Origin of the sequence: Moorena bouillonii PNG (genome assembly GCF_001942495.1) — a bacterium.
In the GTDB taxonomy this organism is placed as follows: domain Bacteria; phylum Cyanobacteriota; class Cyanobacteriia; order Cyanobacteriales; family Coleofasciculaceae; genus Moorena; species Moorena bouillonii.
On sequence record NZ_MKZS01000001.1, the window covers coordinates 5,490,142 to 5,505,562 of the forward strand.

The 15,421-nt window shown below is 43.1% G+C and carries 12 protein-coding genes and 1 tRNA gene; 8 read left to right on the forward strand and 5 right to left on the reverse strand.

What is annotated here, in order from left to right:
• The first annotated feature begins 415 nt into the window (after nucleotides 1-415).
• The 5 genes from BJP37_RS22340 to BJP37_RS22365 all read left to right on the forward strand — a co-directional run bounded on the left by BJP37_RS22340 (nucleotide 416) and on the right by BJP37_RS22365 (nucleotide 4,708).
• Nucleotides 416-1,528 (forward strand): tetratricopeptide repeat protein, encoded by a 1,113-nt coding sequence (locus BJP37_RS22340; RefSeq protein WP_158069713.1) that lies wholly within the window; start codon nucleotides 416-418, stop codon nucleotides 1,526-1,528.
• Between the two features lie 273 nt (nucleotides 1,529-1,801).
• Nucleotides 1,802-2,158: a HesB/IscA family protein gene (locus BJP37_RS22345; protein WP_070394331.1), complete on the forward strand. Its 357-nt coding sequence runs from the start codon at nucleotides 1,802-1,804 to the stop codon at nucleotides 2,156-2,158.
• Between the two features lie 223 nt (nucleotides 2,159-2,381).
• Entirely contained in the window at nucleotides 2,382-3,251 is an 870-nt protein-coding gene (locus tag BJP37_RS22350) for a M48 family metallopeptidase (protein WP_075902074.1), read from the forward strand.
• Nucleotides 3,230-3,313, forward strand: a tRNA-Leu gene (locus BJP37_RS22355). Before BJP37_RS22350 ends, BJP37_RS22355 begins: the two co-directional genes overlap by 22 nt.
• 747 nt (nucleotides 3,314-4,060) lie before the next feature.
• Nucleotides 4,061-4,708 carry a class I SAM-dependent methyltransferase gene (locus BJP37_RS22365; protein ID WP_075902078.1) on the forward strand — a complete coding sequence of 216 codons (648 nt, stop codon included), beginning with the start codon at nucleotides 4,061-4,063 and terminating at the stop codon, nucleotides 4,706-4,708.
• Between the two features lie 122 nt (nucleotides 4,709-4,830).
• Here BJP37_RS22365 and BJP37_RS22370 read toward each other — a convergent pair whose 3' ends face one another.
• Nucleotides 4,831-5,925, reverse strand: coding sequence for a RuBisCO accumulation factor 1 (locus tag BJP37_RS22370; RefSeq protein ID WP_075902080.1), 1,095 nt, complete (start codon nucleotides 5,923-5,925; stop codon nucleotides 4,831-4,833).
• Nucleotides 5,926-6,400: 475 nt separating this feature from the next.
• Between BJP37_RS22370 and BJP37_RS22375 the strand changes: the two genes are divergently transcribed.
• Complete coding sequence (locus tag BJP37_RS22375) at nucleotides 6,401-7,639, forward strand: DUF445 domain-containing protein (RefSeq protein ID WP_198954145.1); 1,239 nt, start codon at nucleotides 6,401-6,403, stop codon at nucleotides 7,637-7,639.
• A gap of 83 nt (nucleotides 7,640-7,722) precedes the next feature.
• Here BJP37_RS22375 and BJP37_RS22380 read toward each other — a convergent pair whose 3' ends face one another.
• Together BJP37_RS22380 and BJP37_RS39785 are read right to left on the reverse strand one after the other, a co-directional pair.
• Nucleotides 7,723-8,730 (reverse strand): glycosyltransferase family 2 protein, encoded by a 1,008-nt coding sequence (locus tag BJP37_RS22380; RefSeq protein ID WP_075902084.1) that lies wholly within the window; start codon nucleotides 8,728-8,730, stop codon nucleotides 7,723-7,725.
• Nucleotides 8,727-8,891, reverse strand: coding sequence for a hypothetical protein (locus tag BJP37_RS39785; RefSeq protein ID WP_158069714.1), 165 nt, complete (start codon nucleotides 8,889-8,891; stop codon nucleotides 8,727-8,729). Before BJP37_RS39785 ends, BJP37_RS22380 begins: the two co-directional genes overlap by 4 nt.
• A gap of 1,015 nt (nucleotides 8,892-9,906) precedes the next feature.
• Here BJP37_RS39785 and BJP37_RS22385 point away from each other — a divergent pair.
• Together BJP37_RS22385 and chlP are read left to right on the forward strand one after the other, a co-directional pair.
• Nucleotides 9,907-11,715 carry a serine/threonine-protein kinase gene (locus BJP37_RS22385; RefSeq protein ID WP_075902086.1) on the forward strand — a complete coding sequence of 603 codons (1,809 nt, stop codon included), beginning with the start codon at nucleotides 9,907-9,909 and terminating at the stop codon, nucleotides 11,713-11,715.
• 368 nt (nucleotides 11,716-12,083) lie between these two features.
• Complete coding sequence (gene chlP, locus BJP37_RS22390) at nucleotides 12,084-13,319, forward strand: geranylgeranyl reductase (RefSeq protein WP_198954146.1); 1,236 nt, start codon at nucleotides 12,084-12,086, stop codon at nucleotides 13,317-13,319.
• 135 nt (nucleotides 13,320-13,454) lie between these two features.
• Here chlP and rpaA read toward each other — a convergent pair whose 3' ends face one another.
• Nucleotides 13,455-14,192, reverse strand: a complete 738-nt coding sequence (gene rpaA, locus BJP37_RS22395) for a two component system response regulator RpaA (RefSeq protein WP_070394338.1) — start codon at nucleotides 14,190-14,192, stop codon at nucleotides 13,455-13,457.
• Between the two features lie 332 nt (nucleotides 14,193-14,524).
• Entirely contained in the window at nucleotides 14,525-15,346 is an 822-nt protein-coding gene (locus BJP37_RS22400) for an acyl-CoA desaturase (protein WP_075902088.1), read from the reverse strand.
• Nucleotides 15,347-15,421 lie beyond the last annotated feature (75 nt).

Sequence of the window (15,421 nt, forward strand, 5' to 3'; positions counted from 1 at the left end):
CCCCAACCTGTAAAAGCTGGGGGCGGTGATCAGGGTGCATCTACTACTTCCTTATTCGAGTAGGTGTGACCCTTCTCCGGACAGATTTTGAGAGTGAGTTTGCTTCAAGAAGCGCATCCTCGGCAACTGCCTAACGGGGAGATCGGGAAAGAAGCTAGTATGTATGACGGCAACTAGGTTCTTCGAGATTAGTGTGCATAGGCTACTGATGTTAATTTTTATAAATAGCTCAATAATTTCCTTAACTTACTGAAAAATATATTTAGGAATATACAGCAAGTTGTGAGGAATCTTATCTCTGGTAACCGAGGTAAAACAGAGACATAACTGCTGAAAATGAGCAATGGAGATGGGCTACTCAAGTTTCTTGGGTTCCATCATCCCCCCTCCATCTACATCAGGGAGCAATATTACTATGGCACATCTGGTTCAGAATCTAGTTGAAACTGAAGTCGATCAACACCAAAACAAGACTGCAGGAGATGACCCTGTCCAGCCTCAATCTCGTAAGTATCGCAAAAATCAGTTACAAAATATACTAAAAACACTGCAAAACACCTTAGCAATTTGTCAAACTAACGAAGATTTGGCTGGTCAAGTGGATACTCTCAAACGCATTGGGTTAGTTCATTGCCGTTTGGGAGAGTATGCCTGGGGAATCAAGTGTCTCGAGCAAAGTTTACAAATGGCCAATGATGTTGGTTCACCCAAGAGTTTAGGGGTCATTCTTCATCATCTCGGCATGGCTTATTCCCAGACTAACCAGGATGATAAGGCATTTAAGGTTTATCTAAAAGCATTGAGGATTTTCCAAAAAACTCAAGCTCACTCAGAGATTGCTAAAATCCTTAATCACCTAGGGGAAATTCACAATAGCTGGCATCAACCAGTACTGGCTCTGAGATGCTTTCGCCAAGCGATGAAGATTTTTCAAAACTCAGGCAATTCAATTGAGGGCGAAGGCAGAGCACTGGCAAATATAGGGGAAGCTTATACCCAGCTTGGAAGATACCGTCAAGCTCTTGCTGTCTTGGAGCAAGCCCTAACCATTCACGAAAAAAAAACATCCTCTCGTTACTCTAGTCGCAAGTTAACTACTCTTGAGAGGATTGGCACAGTTTACTTCCGACTAGGTGAGGAACTACGGGCATTGGATTTCTATCATCAAGCTTTGGAGATTGGTCAGGAACTGAGTAAATCACTTCATGGTAACACCAGAAGCTTAGATTATATCGGAGCGGTTCACTACCACTTGGGAAATTACCCCCATGCCTTAGCGTATCACTTACAAGCCTTAAGACTTTGGCAAGAAATCTCCCATCCTGGCCAGGGGGAGAGCTTGTTCCATGAAAAGCTTGAATTCTCTCAACTGAGAACAGTTTATAACTGTCTGGGTATATCTGAGCAAGGAGTGCAGTGCAGCAAACAAGTACAGAAGATGATCATTAACTGTGGTTACCGAGTTAGTGAAGAAGAGATTAGCCAGTATCTGAGTCACGGTGGAAGGTTAAACCATAACTTAGATTGATAATGCAACGTAGAATGATTAATGCCTGGTAGCCTAAAGACTCGTTACAATAAAGATTCAAACCCCCAATAATTTCCATTTAACGACAATTAGATAATTATCGATAAACAGCAAAACTGTGAACTGGCAGAGCCGATTTAGGTATAAGCTGTGAAGCATCTAGTTTGATGAGAGCGTATAAGCGTGCATCTAAGATTAGAGGCTGATAATTATCTTTCTTGACGATGCACAATAACTTAACACCAAACCAAAATTAGGAGTCACAAGTAAGCAATGGCACAAGCAACTGAGTCACAGCAAAAAGGTATTCAACTGACAGACAAAGCCCTAAAGCATGTTTTAGCCCTGCAACAAAGCCAAGGAAAAGACCTTTACCTGCGAGTTGGTGTTCGCCAGGGAGGCTGTTCAGGACTGTCTTACATGATGGATTTTGAAGAACCTAGTAACATTCGGGAGAATGATGAAATCTTTGACTACGATGGTTTCAAAATAATCTGTGATCCAAAAAGTCTGCTTTATCTCTACGGTCTGGTACTGGATTATAGCGATGCTATGATTGGTGGTGGATTCCAATTCACCAACCCCAATGCCAATCAAAGCTGTGGCTGTGGTAAGTCGTTTAGCGTTTAGGGGATTGTTAGTTGAAAGTCTGTCAGTTCAAGACCACCACCAAGGACTAGAGGAATTAGGCAGTGGCGCTATATAGGTTGGTGCTTATAGGTAGCGCTATATCTAGTTAGGGCGCAAGGCTTGTAACCCTACAATAGATTAGGCTTGAGCCAGAGATTTTGGGGAAGTCCTAGACTAATAAGTAATGACTAATGACTAACGACTAACATATTATTTTCAGCTAATGACTAAAACATCACTATTTGGTCTGAAGGCAGATCATTTTCGTCATCCCCTAGATTTGGAAGCAACCACAGCCCTGAAACAGTTGCCAGGGATAGACTTGGTGGTGCGAAATTTACTAGGTCCTGTAGCGGAACAGTTTTTTTACCTTAACAATATCTCTGCTAGTGTCTTGGTGGGACAAAATCAACTGCCCCATCTTCATAAACTACTCGAAGATGCCTGCACAACTTTAGATTTAGAGCCGCCTCAACTTTATGTGCAGCAAAATCCCTCTCCCAATGCCTATACCTTCGCTATGCGGGGTAAGCAGCCTTTCATTGTCTTGCACACCTCTTTAATTGATCTGCTGACACCAGAGGAAATTCAGGCGGTTATTGCCCATGAACTGGGTCATCTCAAATGCGAACATGGGGTGTACCTGACACCGCTCAATATCATGGTATTAGCTGCTAGTTTAATTCCGAATTGGGGGATGCTCATTGCTCAAAGCATACAGGAGAAGATGTTAGAGTGGCTACGATGTGCGGAATTTAGTTGCGATCGCGCTGCTTTACTGGCTACTCAAAATCCGAGAGTGGTCATGTCTGTATTGATGAAACTGGCTGGTGGTTCCCCAACTCTGGCACCACAACTGAACCTAGATGCGTTTATTGCTCAAGCTAGGGCTTACGATAGCGCTGGTGATACTGAGCTGGGTCAAGTACTCCAACAATTGCAGATCTCTCAACTGAGCCATCCCTTACCTGTACTACGGGCGCGAGAAATTGACCGTTGGGCAAGTTCTCAATCTTATCAGTCCTTGTTAAATCAGCAGCTAATTAGTTATAATAATGGAGATGCCCAAACGGGCGGGTGGCGAAATTGGTAGACGCACCACACTCAAAATGTGGCGGCCTTATGGTCATGAGAGTTCGAGTCTCTCCCCGCCCACTGTAACTAAGGGGCAATATGAATGGTACAACGACTAAAACACAAAAACCATGAGCGAGAGTTAGCCACTTAATTTATTGAGTTGGCGTGGAGCGTACCGGGATTTATCCCGGCTATCGTTTTAAAATAGAAGTGCAAGTAAGAACAAGGTTGGTTACGTTGATTTTTTGCTAGTACGGTGAGACTCCAGCCAGTAAGAGACGGGGAGAATCCTACGACTATGGAACAGGCAAGCAATGCAGCAAAAAGTAGTAATTTATTGCCCTAATTGTTTGGTACAACCGCTCCGAAAGCTATTTAAATCAAAAGTAAATCCACAGGTTAACTTCTCGTGTTAATCCGAGGGAGGTAGGGCAGTTTTGAATCTGCCACAACGGTACAGACTGGACTTACTCAAAGCGTCAGTACTGTAAGCGTCGTGGAGCGCGGTTTCAACCCGCGTAACGACACGACTCTTAGAATCCACGCGGTTTCAACCCGTGGAGAATTCAAAGACTCAGATGCTGCGCCGGAAGCTTAAGGAAACTCGGAAAGCACTCCAAAACCAAAATCAATACCAAAATCAATACCAAAATCAACGATGGGGAAGAGATATCAATGCTCTTCCCTATTTTTTTTGTAGAACCCTGTCTAAGCGGATCAAAATATTCCTTGAAATAACCCAAACTCAGAAATACTTACCATAAGCTTCATAAATCTTTATAATATTCGTGAGGAAGCTTAACAAAATAGATATTAGCTCATACAATGATCGACCAGCGCCTTCAACGCAGTAAATTGGATGAGAGCGATGATGCTCTGTTCTATTCATTTCCACGGTTTGTGACTCATGTCGATGAGGGCTTTATTGATCAGCTGGTAAACCTCTATCGGGAGCGACTACAACCCAACACCCGCATCCTCGATCTTATGAGTAGTTGGGTTTCTCACTTACCAGAAGACATGGAGTTTGCTCATGTTGAGGGGCATGGGATGAATGGCGAAGAATTGGTCAAAAATCCTAGACTTAATCACTACTTTATCCAAGACTTGAATCAAAATCAGCAATTGCCATTGCCTGAACAAGACTTTGATGCTGTCCTGATTGCTGTTTCAGTTCAGTATCTTCAGTACCCCGAAAAAGTTTTTGCTGAGATTCATCGCGTCTTAAAACCAGGGGGAATAGCAATTGTTAGCTTTTCTAACCGAATGTTTTTTCAAAAGGCGATTCAGTCTTGGCGAGATGGTAGCGAGCAAAGTCGAGTGGAGTTAGTGAAAACCTATTACCAGTCTATTCCTGGATTTAGTTCCCCTGAGGTTGTTGCTCGACCATCGCCGCTTCCTACTTTTCTGCTACAGCTTGGGATCACTTTAGGCGATCCATTCTATGCAGTACTGGCTAATCGAACTACCTGAGCCTTTTTATGAAGGGTTTTGTTGATGGTAATTTTTAACAGTCAATAGTCAAAATTCAACAAAAAAGCAACAGTCAAGAGTAAACAAAAAAGCAATTAACTAACTTAATAACTAATGACTAATTACTCATCAATTTGCCAGACATCTTGACTCAAGGCTTCATCCAGAATTTTTTTCGGTCGTAATACTAGGATGAGGCGTCCCAAAAAACTAACATCAGGAGAATCTGGAAACCACTTAATCTCCAACTGTCCTGATTCTTCAACCAAAAAGTAGCTGTCCCCATCCCACTGCTGCTGTGAGCGGTCAATAATAAGCAAAATCTCTTCAGATTTGTTATTCTGTTGAATAGGCAGCTGATTACTGTTACACAAAATCACCACTGGATCTTGTGCCTTCAAAACTACCTGCCAGCCGGGTACTGCCACGAACGTCTGCTCTCGAAGCCCTTTAACTATATTGAAAGCACCGGTATAGTCAGTTTTAGGAACCTGGTTGAGATCAGCTATTGTCAGGGGTAAGGATCCTACTACGGGAAGCAAGCGGGGTAAATCTTCTTCAGCTTCGAGGCGGTATATAGGTAATCTGGGAGCTGGACGCTGAGTGCTACCAAACGCTCCTGTGAGTAATTCTTCGATTTGTTGCCGAGCTTGTTGAGTATGAGCAAACATCAAGCCTCGGGCAATCAAACGAGAACGTTCTTGCAAATCATTGTGTTGTTTGGCAAGTTTCCAATACTGATAGGCAACAGCATCACCAGGATGATTGGTGAATCCCTCGGGTGGACGGCTTCTGCGGGAAAATGACTTAAGTGCTTTGGCAACTTCATGGGCTCCTTCGGAGTTCAAGTTTCTAGTAACCAGAAATTCAGCAGCAGCAGCTCGTTCTTCTTGGGTGAGAATCCGCAACTCGTACAGGGAATCGCTACCAGTACTCTCAAAACGCGATCGCACTTGATCGGACACTCCAACTGTAATCAAACTTGTGTAAACCTGAGATGCCACCATCACTTGATTCTGTTGAATTGGCTCAAACCCAGTTTCTTCAAAAATTACCTGAGAACTGTAGCCAGCTTTTTGTAGCTGCTGACAGGCTTTACCCCACTCCACCCAGTTGCATTCTTTGCGCCGCAGTAAGGTTAATAAATCTTCAGCATTTATCTGTTCTGAATTGGTTTGAGTGTGACTTTCAGGAGAGCCTGGTGGTACTTCAGTCATGGTTTAAAGAAAAAGAAAACGAACAGTGCCATCAACGGCAATGTGTATTATATCCCGTGAGGGTTTAGTGTGGCAGGATGTCACTTTTGGAAAAAGCCTACAATAGAGATTGGGCATTAAAGCAATTTTTGAAGTATAAAAGATGAAGATAGCAAGTGTAAAGGCAGCAATGATAAAGGTGAGGGATGGTGCATCTTTAAAATAATCCTCAAACCTAATAATTGTTAAGGAACCGCAGCCATATATAGCGCTTCTACTAGTAATGAGGTACACAGGATTTTTTCCCTATTACCTGATCTGAAGTTCCCTATTCCCTATTCCCTATTCCGTATTGTATACTCCCTAAACCCCCAAGGGCGTCGTACTTCACCTATTTAATAAATGCTATTACTAGTGTAAACTTCTGACTTTTTCCATCATACTTTAAACTTGCCGATTACCTGCTTTTTAAGTTCTACACAACTCGATTTTTGTTTTGGATCTGTTTAACTTGTTCTTGTTGTTTGTTCCTCCTATAGCTGGGGGAATTATTGGCTATTTCACCAATGATTTAGCCATAAAAATGTTGTTCCGTCCCTACAGACCAATTTACCTCGGTAAGCGTCAGCTACCTTTTACACCAGGTTTAATTCCCCGCAACCAGGAACGGCTGGCTAAGCGAGTGGCTGACACTATTATGGGGTCTTTGCTGACGCCAACAGAGTTACAGCGTTTGGCAAAGCGTCTGCTGCATACTGAACGTGTGGAAGCAGCGATCTTGTGGCTATTAAACTTAGCGCTAGATCAAGTCCGGTCGGATAAGCAACAGAAAACAGCTCATATTCTTGCTGGGATTCTCCGAGACTTGATCGGGGAATCGTTGCCACGTATGCTAAAAGTCTTAGCCCGTCGTAAGGATTTTCTAGAAGCCCAACTTAATCATGTTTTTGACCAGATTTTATTGGAGTTTCGACTGGATCAAGAACAAGCTCGGAAGCTTTCTGAGTGGATCTTAAAAGTAGTACTCCCCCCAGATATTTTGCGACAGGCAGTTATTGATTTCCTAACTGACCGCAACATTCAAATCATTGATGAAGACTTTCGGGAAAAGTCCAGTGGGACATACTGGGTAGTGGCAAATTTATTTGGTCTGCGCAATGCTTTGATCCGCCTGCGAAGCTTTTGCCTTGACGAAAAAGAAGCGACTAATGCTCGCATCGAAGAGTTAATTGTGGCTCTAGGAACTCGCGATCGCTTGCGGGAATGGTTGCAAAATGTTTCATTGCAAAATCTGCCTTTGTCAACAGTGAGACAGCTACGGAAAACTATGCGGGATTCGGTGCGTGCTTATATTCAAGAGGGTGGTGCTGGATTTATACAAGGATTAAATCAATCTATTGACTGGGAAAAGGTGTCTGTGTTAATTGTTAATCGGCTCCGAGAGTCAGCAATTATGACTACATCGTTAACAATGATTAGCAAGGAACTGGCTTTAGTTATAGAGCGCTACCTGGAGGAGGATTTGGAAAAAATCATGACTGAAGTGATTCCGATTTTATCTATTGATGAGGTGATTGTTGAACGGGTAAACGCTACTTCTGCAAAAGATATGGAAATCACAATTCAGACTTTAGTAAAAAGTGAATTACAAGCTATTGTAAATTTAGGGGGTATTTTAGGGGTAATGGTAGGACTATTTCAAACAGTGTTGCTGCTGTTGACAGGAGGAATTTAATCAGGAATTTAATCAGGATACTCTCTAGAATTTATCCTGAGCCTGATCCTAAGGAAGAAACGGGACGTTTATCCCAGTTTATGCTAAGCTCGACGGCTAATGATGGATAAAAGTTTACGAGAACGGGGACCTCGGTATCTTTCGTATAGTAAAAAGTTTGGTATCATCGTTCTGAGCCAATAAATTAAATTTAATAACCAACGATGATTAACTTTAATTTTGCCATTGAGCAGATACACTGGTAATTCCACTAAGTTAGCCAGTCTGGTAAAACTTTCTTGGTCTTTTTCTTCAAAACTTTTTTCTATCAAGTATTTAATACTTTTCTGGCAAAAGCTAACTAATTTTTGATGATTTGTCAACACAATTTCAAAATACTTAATGTAAGACTCCCGCATCAGTGAGCTATTATCGGTGAGATTGAAGCGGTGTTTTCTATAATAGGCTCCGATGATTGGAGTATGGATAAATCTGACGTTCCGTTGCAGAAGTTCTAATACCCATTCTCGATCCTCACAGGCTTTCAGGCGAGTATCAAAATTCCTCTGGTCTAAGAGTTTTTTCTTGAACAGCATCGATTGCTGTAACAAGGGAAAAGGAGAGTCTGCCAGAAAATCTGGACAGATTAGTAGTCGTTGGATTAGCTGTTCTTTGGTGAGAGAACCAACAGGATTAGGCTTGGTTTCAATAATGTTTTCGTTTTGATCAACATAGACCCGTTCATAGTCTGAGTAAAATACTATATTATCACCATTATCACCAGTTACCTCTAAACAGCTCAATTGGAATCTGATCTTATCTTCATGAATCCAATCATCAGCATCTAAGAATTGAATCCATTCTCCAGTGGCTTTATCAGCGCCAAAATTACGAGCAGATGATATACCTCCATTGTCTTTATAAAAGTACTGTATCTGTGGGTGGTAGTGGACTAACTGATCAGCAACTTTGCGGGTATTATCGGTAGAGCCATCATCTACAATAATGCATTCAATCTGGTAAAATGTTTGCGCTAGTACACTCTTTACTGATTGTTCGAGGTACTGGGCTTTATTAAAGGTGGTGATAACTACTGAGACAGATGTATTCATGAAATAAATTCTTTATACCATAGATGGAAATCTAGTAATGACCAAAGTTTGCTGGCATTATCCGGTTGGTAGTCTTGGATTAAGTTATAAACGTTTGCTTCTATAAACGTCTGGTCGGGAAATACTGGTTTCAGGTAATGATTTGATCGACTGACATACATCCTCCCAGAGGTAATCTCTGAGCTAAGAGCTAAAAGGCGATCGCCAGCCGTACTTTTTACGCTTTGTCTTGATGCAGTCGCTCATTGGGGAAACCCTCAAGACCGCGCTGCATCGCTTGCACGACTTTTAGAAGAAGATCTCAGAAAGTAGACCTCAGCAACCGCTTGTCTTGCGACCAAGCTACTTTCCTGGCAAAAGGCTATAGCCATAGCATACTCGACGAACTGGTAATTTTAAAAGGGGGTAGGGGGTTTTAAGGCTGGTTTAATACTGGTCTTATGGGGTATTATGCACTCTGATGGGATTTTGTTCAGCTATGGTCAATTTCAAATCCATGTAGAGCAGCGCATCTTGGTTGGTGATGGGTGCATCTGATGTTTGTCAAAACATCATCGATAAAGAATCCCAGGAAGTATGAACAGATAATTAGCAGTATTTTTTGGTTAGTGAGATTAAGATTTGGGGCACTAATACACCCAATATAATGGCGTTATAATAATTGATTGCGTTTTTTGTAGAACTAAAAAATGAGTATAACCCTCTTAAAAAAAAAGGCTGATTTATTAACATCAATTAGCTCAAGTACCTATTTTTAGCTAGAAACTGACTGGTAATTGAAATTGGCGATCGCGTTTTTAGAGCTAGTTGCACAGAGGTATTGAGTATTTTCCGCAGAGCTCTATTGAAATTTCCCATGGAGCCACTTGTGCAAAAGCCGGTCTACCCTCTGACCATCTCCCCATCTGACCATCCCCCCATCAGCCCCCATTCACAATTTAAATGGGTGACAGCTTACTCCCTCATTTGAGTCACTTATCCTTACTTTCCCTTATTAAGGGACAAGTCTATTAATGTCCGATAGTCAAGGAAAAAGTTAACGTTGAGGAAGTTGAGGGCGAATTCAACAATCGGTAATGTTAACTTTCTTTGTGATCTAACTAGCTCTAGGATCCAAATCAATGGTATATTAGCTAAATTTGGAATCATAATTAGGTAGTCATCACTAACCCCTCGATGAGCCCCTTATCTGGAGAGACAAAACCCGCAAAAGCCCTAGTAGGCGGACGCTACAAAATTATCAACCAACTGGGAGCTGGTGGGTTTGGTCGAACTTTCCTGGCACAAGATATACATTTGCCAAATCAACCCCAATGTGTGGTTAAACATCTTTTGCCCCAAACCGAACAGACGGCAACGCTGCAAATGGCAAGACGCCTTTTCGATAGAGAAGCTCGATTTCTCTACCAGCTAGGTAATCATGACCAGATCCCCCGCCTACTGGCGCATTTTGAGGAAGATCAGCAGTTTTATCTGGTTCAGGAATTGATTGAAGGACAACCTTTGAATCGAGAACTTGTCAAGGGTCATCCGTGTTCACAAGAGCGAGTGATTGCTTTATTAATAGATATTCTACAGGTATTGGCCTTTGTCCATCAACAACAGATTATCCACCGGGATATTAAGCCCTCTAACCTGATCCGCCGCCAAGGGGACGACAAAATCGTGCTGATTGACTTTGGTGCTGTTAAGCAAGTCAGTAGCCAAAACATTAATCCTGAAACTGGGGAAACTCATTTAACGGTTTCTATAGGCACCCAGGGCTATATGCCCCATGAGCAATTGGCAGGAAGGCCCCGCTTTAGCAGTGATATCTATGCTGTCGGGATGGTTGGTATCCAGGCATTAACTGGGGTTCATCCCAAAAACTTGAAGGAAAATCCCACAACTAGTGAAATTGATTGGCAACACTACGCAAAGCAGGTTAGCCCAGAGTTGGCCCATATTCTTGACATTATGGTGCGCTATGATTTCCGTGACCGCTATCAGACAGCAGCTGAGGCTCTAGAGGTACTGGCTAGTTTACCAAGACAGCAACTGTTGTCATTAGCTGAGGAAGAAATCCCTACTCAGGAAATTACCGGTGAAAGCCAGTCTGGGATGGAACTCCCAATTCCCGACATTAGGAAGCTAGCAAACACTACAGTCCCCTCGTCAATGATCACCAGGAGTCAAAGTAGAACTACGCCTCAACTTGACATCACCGAACATTCGAGAGGTTCAGCAACTAACCGGACAACACTATCTATTCCGCAACGATTGGTGAAGTTGGGCTTAATTACTGTATCGATAACTATCTTGGGGGTGGGCTTGGTGCTGTTGAAAACTTTTCTATCTGCCCAAGCAACTGGTGAAAATACTGACTATAAGGCTGACTATATCACTGAATATAAGACTGACTATAGTACTGAGGCTAAGGTCACAGCGGAGCAACTTTTAGACGAAGCTGACCAATTGCGGAAATCTCGACAGTACCAGGAAGCTCTAAAACTATACGACCAAGCGATCGCTAAAAAAGCAGATTTTGCGGAAGCCTATTGGGGCAGATGCTACAGTCTGAATAAACTCCAACAGCCGGAGATGGCAGTTGTTGCTTGTAATGATGCCTTATATTTCAAACCTAACTACCCAGAAGCTGTGTGGAGCCTTGGTCAAGCCCTTGACCAACAGCAACGGTCTGTAGAAGCCCTCAGACTCTATAACCAAGCCCTTACCCTTAAGCCAGATTTAACGGAAGCTTGGCTTTCACAGGGAATAACCCTCCAAAAGTTGGGTCGTTCTGTTGAGGCGATTACGGCTTTGGAGAAAGCGATCGCACTTCAACGAGATTTGGCAGAGGCTTGGATGATTAAGGGGGAAGCTCAGATAACACTAGGACGCTTTAATCAGGCAATCACTTCTTTAAATAAGGCACTCCAGATTGAACCTAACCACCGGAATGCCCTGAAGCTACGTCAGCAGGCACGGAAGAAACTGAAACGCTAAATTCAGTAGTTCCAAAACTCGACTCTCGGACCATCTGCATCTGTAGTCCTACTTTGACGAATTGGTATTACTTTACCGAGTTGCCTACACTATAGATATTTTCTCTTATTTCCCAACAGGTCTAAGGTCGGTCTCATTAAGAATTAACCATTAACAATAACAATTACTAAAAATTACACAATAATTAACAATTAATAATTCACCTTAACAATTAACCAGTAACGATGAAAATGACCAATCACAGCAGGACTTGTTAAGTAATGTTACGGACTTTTGTTAAGGTGTATTGCAACTTGACCCCAAATATTAGGGAAGGTTCAGATCACAGGAAAGTCCATGATAGGATTCATTCCGTAGCTTAAAAAACCATGGGAGAAAACATGCCAGCACTAAGGGTTGCAGTAGTTGGTTCGGGACCAGCAGGCTCTTCTGCTGCCGAGACGTTAGCTAAAGCAGGAATCGAAACCTATTTGTTTGAGCGTAAGCTGGACAATGCTAAGCCCTGTGGTGGTGCGATTCCACTATGTATGGTGAGTGAGTTTGACCTGCCACCAGAAATTATTGACCGGCAAGTGAGAAACATGAAGATGATCTCACCATCTGATATTGAAGTTGATATCCATATAGAAAAGCAAAACGAATATATTGGAATGTGCCGTCGCGAGGTGCTTGATGGGTTCATGCGCAATCGTGCGGCTGAGTTGGGGGCTAACTTAATTAATGGCACCGTTTATAAACTCGATATTCCCACCAGTAACTCTCAACCCTATACCATCTATTATTCTGACCATTCTGATGGCAGTGTCAAGGGAACCCACAAAACCTTGAAAGTAGATGTGGTAATTGGAGCTGATGGGGCAAATTCCCGGGTTGCCAAAGCAATTGATGCTGGGGATTACAATTATGCGATCGCGTTCCAAGAGCGAATCAGTCTGCCAGATAACATGATGAATTACTACCAAGACCTGGCAGAAATGTATGTGGGTAATGATGTCTCTCCTGATTTCTACGCCTGGGTCTTCCCTAAATACGACCACGTTGCTGTTGGTACCGGCACTATGAGGGTCAACCAAGCCCTGATCAAAAAGCTACAAGCAGGGATTCGTGCCCGTGCGGCTAAGAAACTTGTGGGTGGGAAAATTATCAAAGTGGAAGCCCATCCGATTCCTGAGCATCCGAGACCTAGACGTGTAGTTGGTCGGGTAGCTTTGGTAGGTGATGCTGCTGGAACAGTCACTAAATCCTCTGGCGAAGGCATTTACTTTGCGGCTAAATCAGCTCGCATGTGTGCTGAAACCATTGTGGAAACCTCTAACAGCGGTAGCCGTATCCCCACAGAGAATGACCTCAAGCTTTACCTTAAGCGCTGGGATAAGAAATACGGCATGACCTACAAAGTCCTAGATATTCTACAACGAGTTTTCTATAACTCCGATGCTAGCCGGGAAGCCTTTGTAGAGATGTGCGCTGACAAGGATGTGCAGCGGCTGACCTTCGATAGCTATCTCTACAAAACCGTTGTACCTGCTAATCCTCTTATCCAAATGAAGATTACAGCGAAGACAATTGGTAGCTTGTTGCGGGGCAATGCCTTGGCTCCCTAGAAGTTGATTAATTTTTGATGAGATGTAGCCAACTGACTAACGGCGATAAAGCTTACCCCCGCCTTAAGGGCGGGGGCTTTCCCCTCTAGCTTCAGAAAATAGATTTGTAGTAGCTCTGACATCACCAAGTTCATCCTAGGCAGTCGCCGAATTCACTTCTAGGGTCTTTTCTGTATTAGGTAACTCTAAGCAATAACCTGCTCCATAAACCGTTTTGATGTACTTAGGATGGCGGGGATCAGGTTCTAGCTTGGTTCTCAGGTGACGAATATGCACTCGAATTGTTTCGATATCATCGTCAGGGTCATACCCCCAAACCTCTTTAAGGATTTCGCTGGGAGAAACAGTTTGACCATGCCGCTGCAGTAAACAGTGCAGTAGTTCAAACTCCAGATGGGTCAGTTTCACGGTTTTATCAAACCAAATCGCCTCAAACCTTTCTGGAACCAGGGTCAAAGGACCATAGTTCAGGATTTCTGTATGCTTAGCAGCTTGGGGAATTCGGTCTGTGCGCCGTAGTAATGCTCGCACTCGCGCCAGCATTTCTTCGAGTTCAAAGGGTTTGGTGAGATAATCATCGGCACCAGCATTAAAGCCTTCTACCTTATCTTGGGTTTGACCTAGGGCAGTCAACATCAATACTGGAATATCGGAAGTGCGTTCATCCCGACGTAATCGTTGGCAGACGGTGAAACCATCTACCTTGGGTAGCATCAAGTCTAGCATAATCAGGTCTGGCTGCAGTTGCAGAGCTAGAGCCTGACCCTTGATGCCATCCATTGCTTGACTAACATCGTAGCCAGCCATCTCCAAATTGATGGTGACTAATTCTGAAATTGCGGGGTCGTCATCGATGACCAGTATCCGGGGCATCACTAAGGAGTTGTTGCTAAGGTGTATCCGTTAACGTTCGATAAGAACAATTTGAGATTAGTAACAATACTTATACGATTATAAAGGCAGACTTTACGTTTTTTGTAAACAAAAGCTAAGAATTTTTAAGATTTTTTAATTTTACCAGAAACTCCCTAAACCTCAGTGCTAGAGTCATAAGTCCTGAGTAGACAGGATAAATCCATGGTGCTTGCACTGTGGAAACGGGAGTATACTCTGCTGCTCAGGAGGTTTTACCACTAAGCCGCCCTCAGAACTGAATCCGCTCGGCAATCACCAGGGTAGTACTCAAGGTACTACCCTAGGGGAACTTACGTCTGTTCAGGACTAATCAGTTTCACGTTTTTGGCTAAACCCAGCTGTTGTAGGAACTGAATCGTCATCCAAGTCAGGTCAATTTCCCACCATTTAATGCCATGCCTTGCAGAATACTGATAAGCATGGTGATTGTTGTGCCAGCCTTCACCATAGGTGAGTAGGGCTACCCACCAACAGTTTTTTGAGCTATCTTTAGACTCATAGGTGCGATAACCAAATTTGTGAGTAGCACTGTTGACAAACCAGGTACAGTGAAACACAAGCACTAGGCGCACAAAAATCCCCCACACCACAAATGGCCAGCCACCGAGGGCATACAGCAACAGTCCTAGAACCACTTGAATAAGCACAAAATACTTGTCCAAAAACTGATAAACCCGATCTTCAGAAATATCTTTCGTGAATTTAGGAATGTCCTGATCAGCAGGAATTTTATGCAACATCCAAGCCATGTGACTCCACCAAAACCCTTGATGGGAGTCATGAGGATCCGGTTGGGTGTCAGAGTGCAAATGATGGATGCGATGTAGTCCTACCCAATCGATCACTCCTCCTTGACAGGAAATGGTACCACATAAAACTAGGAAGTATTCTAACCACTTGGGTGTCTGAAAACTGCGGTGGGTCACTAAGCGATGCCATCCCAGAGTTACCCCCAAGCCCCCTGTCACCCAGTGGAAAAAGATCATTAAGCCCACTGCTGTCCAGTTAAAGTTGCTCGGAAGTAAGGCAAACAGCGCTGTTAGGTGAATAAAGGCCATATAGGTAATAACGACCCAATCTAAACGATGATTATCTGAAGTAGCAATTGTCATGCAGTAAGTCTAATAGGATACAAATTGTAATAACCCGCTCTCTTTGATCTAAAATTTCGAGGCGCGAATTTTGGG